This window comes from Telluria sp. LT2P34 (assembly GCF_059685915.1).
The window spans coordinates 242,973-254,362 of sequence record NZ_JCASIN010000002.1; the positions used below are offsets into that span (position 1 = coordinate 242,973).

At 63.0% G+C, this 11,390-nt stretch carries 14 protein-coding genes; 6 read left to right on the forward strand and 8 right to left on the reverse strand.

What is annotated here, in order from left to right:
- Position 1: 1 nt before the first annotated feature.
- The gene (gene flgC / locus AC56KZ_RS06975; RefSeq protein ID WP_497161429.1) at positions 2 to 403 is read right to left on the reverse strand and encodes a flagellar basal body rod protein FlgC; all 402 of its coding nucleotides are present in this window, start codon (positions 401 to 403) and stop codon (positions 2 to 4) included.
- A 14-nt stretch (positions 404 to 417) separates the two neighbouring features.
- Positions 418 to 849: a flagellar basal body rod protein FlgB gene (flgB, locus tag AC56KZ_RS06980; RefSeq protein ID WP_497161430.1), complete on the reverse strand. Its 432-nt coding sequence runs from the start codon at positions 847 to 849 to the stop codon at positions 418 to 420.
- A 158-nt stretch (positions 850 to 1,007) separates the two neighbouring features.
- Between flgB and flgA the strand changes: the two genes are divergently transcribed.
- From flgA to AC56KZ_RS07005, 5 genes are all read left to right on the forward strand, one after another.
- Positions 1,008 to 1,700 (forward strand): flagellar basal body P-ring formation chaperone FlgA, encoded by a 693-nt coding sequence (gene flgA, locus AC56KZ_RS06985; protein ID WP_497161431.1) that lies wholly within the window; start codon positions 1,008 to 1,010, stop codon positions 1,698 to 1,700.
- Positions 1,701 to 1,826: 126 nt separating this feature from the next.
- Complete coding sequence (gene flgM / locus AC56KZ_RS06990) at positions 1,827 to 2,126, forward strand: flagellar biosynthesis anti-sigma factor FlgM (RefSeq protein WP_497161432.1); 300 nt, start codon at positions 1,827 to 1,829, stop codon at positions 2,124 to 2,126.
- 6 nt (positions 2,127 to 2,132) lie between these two features.
- Positions 2,133 to 2,600, forward strand: coding sequence for a flagella synthesis protein FlgN (locus AC56KZ_RS06995; RefSeq protein ID WP_497161433.1), 468 nt, complete (start codon positions 2,133 to 2,135; stop codon positions 2,598 to 2,600).
- A gap of 142 nt (positions 2,601 to 2,742) precedes the next feature.
- Complete coding sequence (locus tag AC56KZ_RS07000) at positions 2,743 to 3,780, forward strand: M35 family metallo-endopeptidase (protein ID WP_497161434.1); 1,038 nt, start codon at positions 2,743 to 2,745, stop codon at positions 3,778 to 3,780.
- 242 nt (positions 3,781 to 4,022) lie between these two features.
- The gene (locus AC56KZ_RS07005; protein ID WP_497161435.1) at positions 4,023 to 5,120 is read left to right on the forward strand and encodes a M35 family metalloendopeptidase; all 1,098 of its coding nucleotides are present in this window, start codon (positions 4,023 to 4,025) and stop codon (positions 5,118 to 5,120) included.
- Positions 5,121 to 5,136: 16 nt separating this feature from the next.
- Here AC56KZ_RS07005 and AC56KZ_RS07010 read toward each other — a convergent pair whose 3' ends face one another.
- From AC56KZ_RS07010 to flhF, 6 genes are read right to left on the reverse strand one after another with little or no spacing between them, the layout of a single operon-like run.
- On the reverse strand, positions 5,137 to 5,631 hold the full coding sequence (locus AC56KZ_RS07010) for a hypothetical protein (RefSeq protein ID WP_497161436.1): 495 nt from the start codon (positions 5,629 to 5,631) through the stop codon (positions 5,137 to 5,139).
- Between the two features lie 29 nt (positions 5,632 to 5,660).
- Positions 5,661 to 6,383, reverse strand: a complete 723-nt coding sequence (gene motD, locus AC56KZ_RS07015; RefSeq protein WP_497161437.1) for a flagellar motor protein MotD — start codon at positions 6,381 to 6,383, stop codon at positions 5,661 to 5,663.
- Between the two features lie 13 nt (positions 6,384 to 6,396).
- A complete protein-coding gene (locus AC56KZ_RS07020; RefSeq protein ID WP_497161438.1) occupies positions 6,397 to 7,140 on the reverse strand; it encodes a flagellar motor protein in 744 nt (247 codons plus the stop codon).
- The gene (locus tag AC56KZ_RS07025; RefSeq protein WP_497161439.1) at positions 7,122 to 7,850 is read right to left on the reverse strand and encodes an RNA polymerase sigma factor FliA; all 729 of its coding nucleotides are present in this window, start codon (positions 7,848 to 7,850) and stop codon (positions 7,122 to 7,124) included. Before AC56KZ_RS07025 ends, AC56KZ_RS07020 begins: the two co-directional genes overlap by 19 nt.
- A gap of 16 nt (positions 7,851 to 7,866) precedes the next feature.
- Complete coding sequence (locus AC56KZ_RS07030; RefSeq protein WP_497161440.1) at positions 7,867 to 8,724, reverse strand: MinD/ParA family ATP-binding protein; 858 nt, start codon at positions 8,722 to 8,724, stop codon at positions 7,867 to 7,869.
- Positions 8,717 to 10,099: a flagellar biosynthesis GTPase FlhF gene (gene flhF, locus AC56KZ_RS07035; protein ID WP_497161441.1), complete on the reverse strand. Its 1,383-nt coding sequence runs from the start codon at positions 10,097 to 10,099 to the stop codon at positions 8,717 to 8,719. The genes AC56KZ_RS07030 and flhF overlap by 8 nt, the downstream gene beginning before the upstream one ends.
- A gap of 313 nt (positions 10,100 to 10,412) precedes the next feature.
- On the opposite strand from flhF, the gene AC56KZ_RS07040 reads away from it, so the two are divergent.
- Positions 10,413 to 11,378, forward strand: a complete 966-nt coding sequence (locus tag AC56KZ_RS07040) for an acyltransferase family protein (protein ID WP_497161442.1) — start codon at positions 10,413 to 10,415, stop codon at positions 11,376 to 11,378.
- The last annotated feature ends 12 nt before the right edge of the window (positions 11,379 to 11,390 follow it).

Consider the following 11,390-nt stretch of genomic DNA (forward strand, 5'->3'; position numbering starts at 1 on the left):
CTTATTGACCAAGGGTCAAAGTCTTGAGCAGCATGCTTTTTGCCGCATTCATCGTTTCGACGTTGTTCTGGTAGGAGCGCGAAGCCGACAGCATGTTCACCATCTCGTCCACCGGGTTCACGTTGGGCATCGTCACATAACCCTTCTCGTCGGCCATCGGGTGTTTCGGGTCGTAGACCTGCTTCATGGGCGCCGCGTCCTCGACCACTTCGCGCACCTTGACGCCGGTGCCGCCGCTCGCCATCGGCACGGCTTCGAAGACGACCTGCTTGGCGCGGTAGGCTTCGCCGGTGCTCGAGGTGGCGCTGTCGACGTTGGCAAGATTGCTGGCGACGGTGTTCAGGCGCTGGGCCTGGGCACTCATGGCCGAGCCGGAGACGTTAAAGATATTAAATAGGGACATGCTCATCTACCTTTTTATTGGCCGCCCTGGATCGCCGCCATCAGGCCGCGGATCTGGTGGTTGATCAGCGTGATACCTGCTTCATACCGAAGGGCGTTATCGGCAAACTGGTTGCGCTCGACATCCATGTCGACCGTGTTGCCGTCGACCGCGCCCTGCACCACGCCGCGATACAGCACCGGCGTGCCGTCCGGCAGCGCACGGCCGTCGGCGGCAGCGCCAATATGCGATTTGTTGGTGGCGGCGAGCTGCCCTGCCCCGGCCGCGCCCGGATTGGCCGCTTTCGCCAGCGCGCCCTGCAGGGCGCTGCTGAAATCGATGTCGCGCGCCTTGAACTGCGGGGTGTCGGCGTTGGCGATATTGGACGCAATGAGTTCCTGGCGCTGCGCCCTGAGCGAGAGCGCCGTTTCATTGAAGCGTAAGTAATTGTCGAGTTTGCCGATCATGCCGCCTCCGGGCTGATTTCTTGTTGGGACAGGGTGAATCATACGTTTGAGCAACACTAGCCCATCGATTGATCAGGCGTGCCAAAACCCGGCTATTCAAAGTTTCACTGAAGCATCAAGCGGCTAAGATGGCTGCATTACGAAAGGGCTCGTTTGCCATGTTCAAGAGAATCAAGCTGTTTACATTGCTGCTGCTGGCCGCACCGCTCGCCTTCGCCGCCCAGCCAGTGCGCCAGGACGGCGCCGCGCTGCGCAAGCTGGCCGAGCAATTCCTGGAAACGCAGAGCGCCGGACAGCCGGGCAAGGTGACGGTCAAGATCGGCGCGGTCGACCCGCGCCTGTCGCTTGCCTCCTGCCCGGCGCCGGAAGCCTTCCAGCAGCCGGGTGCGCGTCCCTGGGGCAAGACCACGGTCGGGGTGCGCTGCACGGCGCCCGCCTGGACGGTGTTCCTCCAGGCGCAGGTGAGCGTGCTGGCCGATTACGTCACGGCCGCCGTGCCGCTGGCGCAAGGCCAGGCGATCGACGCCAGCCAGCTGACCACGGTGCAGGGCGACATTGCCGCGATGCCTAACGGAATCGTCACCGACATGGCGCAGGCCATCGGCCGCACGCCGACCGTGTCGCTGCCGGCGGGCGTGCCGCTGCGGCTCGACTCGCTGCGCAGCCGCCCGGTGGTGCAGCAGAACCAGGCGGTACGGATTATTTCCCGTGGCGAGAACTTTTCGGTCTCGGGCGAAGGCAAGGCGATCGGCAATGCCGGCGAGGGCCAGGTGGTGCAGGTACGCACGCCGCGCGGGGCAATTATCAGCGGCACGGCAAGGGTTGGCGGCATTGTCGAAGTGGCACTTTGAAAGCTGAGTTAGTTGGCAGCTAATTAAATTTCTCTATTTAGCGATCCGCGCTAAAGTTTGTCGGCGAAGCGCCGTTACAGACTGCAGATCCCGGAGTTCCTGCTCCGAACAGAGAAGGATAGTGCTGTGAAAATTAACGATACCCTCAAAGGCGCCCAGGCCCAACAGCCTGCCACCACCACCGCGGCAAATGCACGCCAGGCCGAAAAAGCCGCAGCGACCGCGGCCCCGAGCCAGACCCAGACCGACAGCGTGCGCTTGTCGTCGGCGGGCGCGGCATCGAGCACCAGCCAGGTGTTCGATGCAAAGAAAGTTGAACGTATCAAACTGGCGATTGCCGATGGGCAATTCCAGGTAAATTCAGAAAAGATCGCGGACGGCTTGCTCGACACCGTGCGCGACCTGCTCCACTCACGCAACCGATAAATACACATGACCAGTCCCGGCACGACACTCACCCTCGAACACGAGCGCGTCAAAGCGCTGGTGGAACTGATGAAACAGGAACAGCAGTTCCTGGTGTCGGCTGCTGCGGACGAGCTTGCGCAACTGACTCCGCGCAAGGTGGCGCTGGTGCAGGAGCTGGCCCAATTGTCGCGTGAACGCCATGCGGCGCTCGGTGGCGCCGGTTTCGCTCCTTCGGAAGCGGGCATGGAACCGTGGCTGGCGGCGCAGAATGGGGAAGCGGTGCGTTTCGCCTGGGCCGGCTTGCTGACCCTGACCGCCCAAGCCAAGGAACTCAATCGGGTGAACGGCATGCTGATCAACCGCCAGCTGGCGCATAACCAGACTGTGTTGAATGCCTTGCGCACCCCGGCCGGCAGCGCCGACCCTGCCTTGTACGGCGCGAAAGGCCAAACCTTCGGCAACGGACCCTCGCAGCGCTTTGTCGTAGGCTGAACCTGATCCAGCTGGTATGAACACGGCCGCCGATGCGGCCGTTGTTGTTTGGTGAGCTCATCCCAATTATTGCCATAACGCAAGTTCCACCTGCACAAACACGCCCAAAGTATTCCTCAGTCATCACCCGACGGAGGAATCCATGTATCGCATCCCTGCCTGCACCCATATCGCCGCCTGCACCCTGCTGCTGGCCACCACCCTGTCCAGCCACGCCGCCATCGAGGTCACCATCACGCCCGAGCGCGCCGCCCTCGGCAAGCGCGACGAGGTGCTGGTCACGGTGACCCTGACCAACACCGGCGCCACGCCCGAACGCCTGCCAAGATGGCGCACGCCTTTCATGGCGCCGGAAGCGGCCCTGTTCGACATCACGCGCGACGGCCAGCCGGTGCGCTACCTCGGCCGCAAGGTCAAGCGCGCGGCCCCGGTCGACGCCGACTACATCCGGCTGGCCCCGGGCGAAAGCCGCAGCGCCCGCGTCGAACTATCCAGCACCTACGACATGGCCGTGACCGGCGCCTATTCGGTGCGCTACCGCGTCCCCGCCCTGCCGGCCGTGGCCAAGGAGCAAGGCACTACGCTGCGCTCGAACAGCGCCGCGATCTGGATCGAGGGCCGCATGCCGCGTGGCGCCGCCGCCCCAGCCCTGGCCGCGCCGGCGGGCAGCGGCCTGAGCTACGCGCAATGCTCGAACGCCCAGCAGGAAACGATTGCCAGCGCGATGGCGGCCGGCAGCAGCATGGCGGCAGGCGGCCTGGCCTACCTCACCAGTGGCAAGGAGCAAAGCCGGCGCTACATCAACTGGTTCGGCGCCCTCGACGCCGCGCGCCAGGCGAGCGTCACGAAAAATTTCACCGCCATCAAGGATGCCTTCGAAACGAAACCGGTGAAGGTCGATTGCGGCTGCGACGAGGATTATTTTGCTTATGTCTACCCGGCCCGTCCCTACACGATCTGGGTCTGCAAGGCCTTCTGGGCGGCCGCTCTGACGGGCACCGATTCGATGGGCGGCACCCTGCTGCACGAGCTGTCCCACTTCGACATCGTCGCCGGCACCGACGACCACGTGTATGGCCAGTCGGAAGCGGCCGACATGGCGCGCACGGCGCCCGAGCGCGCCATCAACAATGCCGATTCACACGAGTATTTCGGAGAGAATTCGCCGCCGCTGAATTAATGACAGGTCAGTGACGGCATGCATTAGCACGCTTGGTCGCTGAAATCCAGCGCACGATTAAAGAAAATGTACGATTGTTACGTTTTCGCAAACCAGCGCGGAGCTTGACCGAAATGCATTGCTACCAGCGCATGAATTGATCAGTATGGTGTTGCGTTTTCGTTGGATCGACGTCGAGTTGCCGACGAAAACGTGTCAAAAGAATGGCCGACATGGCCACAATCACCCTACGGAGAAGACACATGAGCTGGAACAGCATCCTGAAGTCGGCGGTCGGTATCGCAGCCCTGAGCGTGGCAGTTGGCGCGCAGGCAGGTTCGAACGGTGTGCGCGTGACGGTCGCGCCTGAAAAGGCGGCGCTTGGCGCAAGCGACGACGTGCACGTGAACGTTACCCTGACCAATACCTCGTCTTCTCCGCAGTACGTGTTGAAATCACGCACGCCCTTCGAGGGCCTGTCGGCGCCGCTGTTCGACATCACCCGCGACGGCGCCAAAGTGGCCTATACCGGCGCCCTGATCAAGCGTCCAAAGCCGACCCAGGCCGATTACTACCTGCTCAAGCCTGGCGCCTCGCATACGGTCAAGGTCGAGCTGTCGGCCCTGTATGACCTGAGCGTGACCGGCGACTATGCGATCCGCTACCGCACCGCCTCGCCGGACCTGTTCCTGGAGAGTAAAAATCCGAATGCCGCCAGCATCGGCCAGCTCGAGTCGGATGCCGCATCGCTGTATATCCAGGGACGCCTGCCGCGCGGTTCGGAATCGGAGATCATGAAGGCGCTCAAGGCTGGCGCGGGTGGAGGCGGCGGAACGCCGGTGCCGGGGCCGGCGGGGCTGAGCTACACCAACTGCACGGCTTCGCAGCAGACCACGGTCGCCTCGGCGATCGATGCCGCCAAGACGATGAGCAACAGCTCGGTGACCTACATGGCCAAGACCAGCATGGGTCCGCGCTACACGAAGTGGTTCGGCACTGTCACCTCGACCCGCCAGGCCCGTGTAAGAGCCAACTTCACGGCGATCAAGGATGGTTTCGACAACAAGAACGTCGTCGTCGACTGCGGTTGCAAGCAGAGCTATTACGCTTACGTCTACCCGACCCAGCCGTACAAGATCTACGTCTGCCGCGCGTTCTGGACCGCGCCGATGACCGGCACTGACTCGAAGGGCGGCACCCTGGTGCATGAGATGAGCCACTTCGATGTGGTCGCCGGCACCGACGACAATGTCTACGGCCAGAGCGGCGCGGCCAGCCTGGCCATCAGCAATCCGGACGCGGCCGTCGCGAATGCCGACAACCACGAGTACTTCGCCGAAAACACCCCGGCCCTGAACTAAAGGCGCTCCGGCGGAATCAGCGGCCGCTGTACACGAAGGACACTGGCCTGGCGGGAAACTCCGTCAGCGCCTCGAGCTTCCTGATATCGGCCAGCACCGGGCCGGCATAGCCCATGTTGTAGCTATGCCGGCCTTTTTTGAACGCGTAGGTCTGCGTGATGTCGATCGTGTTCATCAGCATCTTGCCCGGCTCCAGGGCCTGGTAGTCCGCCGCCGTCAGCGCGGCGCGCTTGACCATCTTCCCCGTATAAGGAATCGGCCTGTTGCCGAAATCGCGTACGTCGAAGCGGCGTCCCGTCAGCTCTTTTTCGGCCAGGATCTCGCGCGGGATCCAGACAGTGCTCTTGCCCTGGTTAATCACCGTGAGCTGCACCAGTACCTTGCCGTTCGGTGTTTCGATGTCGATGCTGTGCTTGACGTCCACGGTCGGTTCTCCGGCGGCGCCCGCCAGCGCGGGCCAGAAGCTCGCCGCACCGATCAGGGCGGCCAGAAGGAAGGGTCTGCGATGCATGTCGACTCCGTATGGTTGTGCCGACCATTTTACGACGCCGACGCCAAAATCGTCACCGCCACCCGCCGGTTGCGCGCCCTGCCCGCCTCGTCCGTATTCGGCGCGACCGGCAGGTTGGCGCCGTGACCCACCGCCGTCAGGCGGCTCGCCGCGATCCCGCCTTCGATGAACAGGCGCACCACGCTGCTGGCGCGCACGCTCGACAGTTCCCAGTTCGACGGGTAGGCCGGGTTGGCGATCGGCAGGTTGTCGGTATGGCCCTCGACTTCGATCGGGTGCGCATCGTTCTTCAGGAGCCCTGCGACCTTGCCGAGCGTCGCCCGTGCCTCCGGTCCCAGGGCGGCCCGCCCTTCCTGGAACAGCACGCTGGCATTGATGTCGACCTTGATGCCCTGCGCCGTTTGCGTCACGGTTACCTTGCCATCCTTGACCAGGGGCGCGAGCGAGGCATTCAACTGGCGTGCCAGCGTGGTGAGGCGCTCGCGCTCGCGGCGTGTGGCTTCCGCGCGCTTGCGTGCGATCAGGTTGGTGAGCGGGAGTGTTTCGATGGTGGAGCTGGCCTGCGGGGTTTCCGGGCGGCCGCCAAAGGCGTCGCCGAGGGCGTCCGACAAGGCCCGGTATTTGCCGGTATTGACCACGGAAATCGCGTACATCACGACGAAGAAGGCAAACAGCAGCGTGATGAAGTCGGCGTAGGAAATGAGCCAGCGGTCCTGCTGCTCGCCGCCTTCGTCGTATTTTTTGCGCGCCATGCGTGGTGACCGCTCAGCGCCGCGCCAGCAGGCTGGCCACGCGCTCCTCGACCACGCGCGTATGGTTGCCGCTGGCCAGGTCGTGGAAGACTTCGAGCAGGATTTCGTACTGCACTACCTGGTCCGACACAATGGCTTTAAGTTTATTCCCGACCGGCAGGAAGAACAGGTTCGCCAGCCCGACGCCGTACACGGTCGACACGAAGGCCACCGCAATGCCGGAACCGAGGCGCGACGGGTCGGACAGGTTTTCCATCACGTGGATCAGGCCCAGCACCGCGCCCAGGATGCCGATGGTCGGCGCGTAGCCGGCCGCGGCTTCCCAGATGCGCGCCGCCTGGCGCTCGGCAAACTCATAAGCCGTCACTTCGGTCTCGAGCAGACCGCGGATCTTGTCCGGAGCAATACCGTCGACCACGAGGCGCAGGCCCTTCTGCACGAACGGATCCTTCGTGCCCATGTATTGTTCGAGCGAGAGCAGACCATCGCGCCGTACCGTATGGCTCCACAGGGCAATCTCGCGCGAGCGCGGCTGGCGCGTATCTTTTGGCGGGAAAAACACCCAGCGCAGCATGCGCACGCCGCGCTTGAAGGTGCGCGCCTCGGATTGCAGCAGCACCGCGCCAAAGGTGCCGACCACCACGATCGCGAACGCGGCCGGCTGGAACAGCGAGGCAAAACGGCCGCCGTCGAGCGTATGCCCGACGAGCAGGCCGGCGACCGCCAGCGCCAGGCCGATCAGGCTGGCGAAGTCCACAACTTTTCCTTGAGCGAAGCACGCAGGCGGGCGACGGCTTGCGTGTGCAGCTGCGAGACGCGCGATTCGGACACGCCGAGCACGGCGCCGATTTCCTTCAAGTTCAGTTCTTCTTCGTAATACAAGCCCATCAGGATCTTCTCGCGCGGCGGCAAGGCGTCGATCGCGCCGATCACGGCGGAGCGGAAGTCGGTGTCGAGCAGTGCGCGCAGCGGGTCGTCGTCGTCGACCGCGTAACGGTCCAGGAAGGAGTCGTTGCCGTCATCGTCGTGGAAATCTTCGTAGTACACGAGCTGGTGGCCGCCGCCTTCGAACAGCATTTCCTGGTAGTCCGCGAGCGGGACATCGAGTGATTTGGCGACCTCGGTTTCGGTCGGTGGGCGACCCAGCTTCTGCTGCAGCGACAGCATCGCCGACTCGACCTTCTTCATGGTCGAGCGCGTGCTGCGCGGCATCCAGTCGTTGCTGCGCAGCTCGTCGACCATGGCGCCGCGGATGCGCAGCACGGCATAGGTCTCGAACTGGGCGCCGTGGTTGTCCTCGTAGCGGTTGATCGCATCGAGCAGGCCCATCATTCCGGCCTGGATCAGGTCATCCACCTCGACCGATGGCGGCAGCTTGGCCTTCATCTGGTGCGCCAGGCGCTTCACGAGCCCGGCGTGCTCGGTGAGCAGGTGGTTCTTGTCCGCTTTCCCTTTGACGGTATACATACTTGTTCTATTTTTCTCAGGAACCAAAATGCGCGCCGCCGCTCTGACGCTCGAATCGTGGGAAGTGCGGGACCGCGGGCAGCAGGGGCAGCGCAAAGCGCCCTGCCAGCTCGCGGAAGGCCACCGACGCCCCGGCCAGCGGAAAGGCATCGACCACCGCACGCCCGAGGCGCGCGGCGCGGTGCAGGCATTCGTCGGCCGGCACCGACCCCATCGAACTCAACGTTACCGCAAGGTAACGACTTGCGGCTGCCGACATATTAGCGTAAACCACCTGCGCCTCTGCCTCGGTGGCGCCGGTGACCAGGATACCGAATGGACGGCGCCCGAATTCCTGCGCCAGGCGCTTGATCAGCGCGTAGGCGTTGGTGATCGAGGTGGCGCCGGTCGACACTTGCACCACGATTTCGGATTCGGCCAGCACCGGCACGGCGAAGCTGCCGTCGGCCTTGAATTCGCCATCGACGATGACGATGCCGCCCTGCCCCTTGACCAGCACGTCGAAGGTTTTCGCCAGGCGCCGTGCTTCGTCGCTGCCGAGTCGCGGCGTATCGCCGTCGCGTGACAGCAGCGCCACCGAAAAGCCCTGGGGAGCGGCCTGCACCACCTGGTTCAGGCCGCATTCTTGGCGCGCCACCTGCAACAGCCCGGCGTGGCGTTCCATCTCGAGGCGGCGGGCGACGCCGTAGTCGCGGGTGGTGGCGTCGACGATCAGCACTTCGTTGCCGGCTTGCGCCAGCGAGGCGCCCAGGTTCACCAGCATGGCGCCCTTGTCGTCGCTCGGGGTGGCGGAAAGAAATGTCACGACGCGCGGCTTGGGGCCGGCCAGCATCCGGCGCAGGCCCTCGGCCTGGTCAAAGTCAAAACTAGCCAAGGCGCACCCCGCTCAGGCTCTCGTCGCGCTGGCTGCTGTTGCTGGCAGCGGCCATCATCAGCGGCAGGTCGGCGTCGTCGAAGGCGGCGGCGGCGTCGCGGCGGCTGCGGAAGGCGCGGTCGATCAGCATGCCGCGGTCGGCCAGGTGCAGGTCTTCCGGCACGCGCTGGCCGTTCGAGATGTAGTGCAGATTGAGCTTCTGGCGGATCACGACGTCGAGCACATTCCCGATCGACGCGGCTTCGTCGAGCTTGGTCATGATGCAGCCGTGCAGGCCGCTGCCCTGGTAGGCGCGCACGACTTCGGCCAGGGTTTCGTTGGTCGAGGTCGCGTTCAGGCACAGCAGGCGTTTTACGTCGGCGCCGGAACCCTGCAGCATCGCCACTTGCTCGGTCACCATCTGGTCGCGCTGCGACACGCCGATGGTGTCAATGAGAACGGTGTGCTTGTTGCGGAGCTCTTTCAGTGCAATGCGCAGGTCGGCTTCATCCTTCACCGAGTGCACCATTACGCCGAGGATCTTGCCGTAGATGCGCAGCTGCTCGTGGCCGCCGATACGGTAGGCATCGGTGGTGATCAGGGCCAGCTTTTCCGGGCCGTGGCGCATCACGCAGCGCGCGGCCAGTTTGGCGGTGGTGGTGGTCTTGCCGACGCCGGTCGGGCCGACCAGGGCGAACACGCCGCCCTTGTCCAGCAGGTTGTCTTCGTCGGCCATCGTGGTGAGGTTACGCGCCAGCACGGTCTTGATCCAGCGCATCGCTTCGGCGGCATCCTTGTTGGCAGGCATCTTGTCGACCAGGTAGCGTGCCAGCGAAGCCGAGAAACCGGCGGCAAGCATTTCGCGCAGCACGACCGCCTTTTGCGGCTCGCGCTGGGTGGTGTTGCCCCAGGACAGCTCGGCCATCTGGGTTTCCATCATGCCGCGCATGGCGCGCAGCTCGTGCATCATGCCGCTCATCTCTTGCGCAGCCGATTCTTTTGCCTGGGCGATTGCGGCCGACATCATCGAGGTCATCGCGGCCATGTCCAGGCCCGGTTCGGCTTGCGGCGCGCGGCGGTTGGCGTAGCTGTGTTCCGGCGCGACCGGCTTGGCCAGCGACGGCGCGGTGCCGCGGCGGTTGACGAACACTGGCGCTTCCGGCTCGTTCAGCTCGCTCATGTCGCTCAAATGATCCAGGCGCGGCTGCGGCTGGTCCATCTCGGAGCCGGGTGCGGGTGCGGACAGGGAAGCGACATCGTCGTTGTCGAGCGCGAGGATCTCGACCACGCCGTCGACTGGACGGTTCGAGAGGATGACGGCGTCGGGCCCAAGCGCGTCGCGCACCTTGCGCAAGGCTTCACGGGAGGTTGCCGCTGTAAATTTCTTCACGTTCATCTTATTCTCCGCACTGCTGGTCAATTCATGGCGGGACGATATTGCCCCGCTCTTGCCAATCTACAGTTGAGATTATTGACGATGCCGTGGAGCAACCATCGGGGGAAAAGGATGGGGAAAGTGGGCTAATTCGATTTAGGTGTGGCAAGTCCGGCAGGGCGAGGGTTTGTCGTCGCGGTCCCGAGCCACTTGCGCGAAGACCAAACCTCCGGGGCGCCCGCCACAGAAAAGTTGCTGGGTGATAAAATACTTGCAACATAAGCCCCTGTCGCAGCATGTCGGCGACGCGTTTGGATCGACTCTGGAGAGAATTTTGGCAAGAAATGGCGCGCTGGACATTCTTAAAATCGTCTTGGCACTCATGGTGGTGGGAATGCACGCGAGTTTCCTCACCGATGTCAATGACCTGGCGGCCTACATCACCACGAATGGTCTGTTCAGGATTGCCGTCCCGATTTTCTTACTGATTAATGGATATTTTTTCTACCAAGTCCAGGCCCAGTCCACGGGAGCGGTAGTGAAATGGTTCAAGCGCGTGTTGATCATGTATTGCTTATGGATGGCGATCTATCTTCCTTATTGGCTTCCCGATGTCCATCCAGGCGTCCTGTCCTTCGCAGCGAAGACAGTTCACGCCCTCTTGTTTGGCTACTACCATCTATGGTATCTGGCAGGCATGTTGGGCGCCGCTATGATCCTGTTTGGTATAGCAAGGATGAGCACAGCAATATTGGCAAGCGCAATGATCGCGACCTTCCTAGGAGGCGTCGCGATTCAGTATGCAAGCTCTTACCAGCTAGTGGGCAGCGGTTACCCGGCAAAGATTCTCAACCTGACCTGGTCACACAGGAACTTCCTGTTCTTCTCCTTCCCGTTTTTTTGTGCGGGATATTTGATCAACAGACACAAGCTGCACACCCGTTTTACCTTCACGTCGACGGCCATCGTGGTCGTGCTGGGTGCTGCATTGCTGTTCCTGGAGTCCTGGCTCAACTTCGTCGCGACCGAAGGCGCCGCCGCCCTGGATAATCTCGTGTCGATCGCCCTGCTTTGCCCTGCCGTCTTCCTGCTCATCTTGAAAACCGACGTGCCGACGAACAGCAAGGACTTGGCGCTCTACTCCACAGGCATCTATTTAACGCATGTCCTGATCATATCGGCCATCCAGCAAAGCTCAGCAATATCGCCGACCGCCATAACCGTGCTGACCATTGTGCTGGCAACGATGGTGTCCTTCCTGCTTATCCGGATCGATCGAAAAATCCACCTGTTACTTTGAATCGCGGGATGC

Bases quoted from the DNA above. Each gene is read 5' to 3' on its own strand.
- flgC (WP_497161429.1), bottom strand. From the start codon at position 403: ATGTCCCTATTTAATATCTTTAACGTCTCCGGCTCGGCCATGAGTGCC.
- flgB (WP_497161430.1), bottom strand. From the start codon at position 849: ATGATCGGCAAACTCGACAATTACTTACGCTTCAATGAAACGGCGCTC.
- flgA (WP_497161431.1), top strand. From the start codon at position 1,008: ATGTTCAAGAGAATCAAGCTGTTTACATTGCTGCTGCTGGCCGCACCG.
- AC56KZ_RS06995 (WP_497161433.1), top strand. From the start codon at position 2,133: ATGACCAGTCCCGGCACGACACTCACCCTCGAACACGAGCGCGTCAAA.
- AC56KZ_RS07000 (WP_497161434.1), top strand. From the start codon at position 2,743: ATGTATCGCATCCCTGCCTGCACCCATATCGCCGCCTGCACCCTGCTG.
- AC56KZ_RS07005 (WP_497161435.1), top strand. From the start codon at position 4,023: ATGAGCTGGAACAGCATCCTGAAGTCGGCGGTCGGTATCGCAGCCCTG.
- AC56KZ_RS07010 (WP_497161436.1), bottom strand. From the start codon at position 5,631: ATGCATCGCAGACCCTTCCTTCTGGCCGCCCTGATCGGTGCGGCGAGC.
- motD (WP_497161437.1), bottom strand. From the start codon at position 6,383: ATGGCGCGCAAAAAATACGACGAAGGCGGCGAGCAGCAGGACCGCTGG.
- AC56KZ_RS07025 (WP_497161439.1), bottom strand. From the start codon at position 7,850: ATGTATACCGTCAAAGGGAAAGCGGACAAGAACCACCTGCTCACCGAG.
- flhF (WP_497161441.1), bottom strand. From the start codon at position 10,099: ATGAACGTGAAGAAATTTACAGCGGCAACCTCCCGTGAAGCCTTGCGC.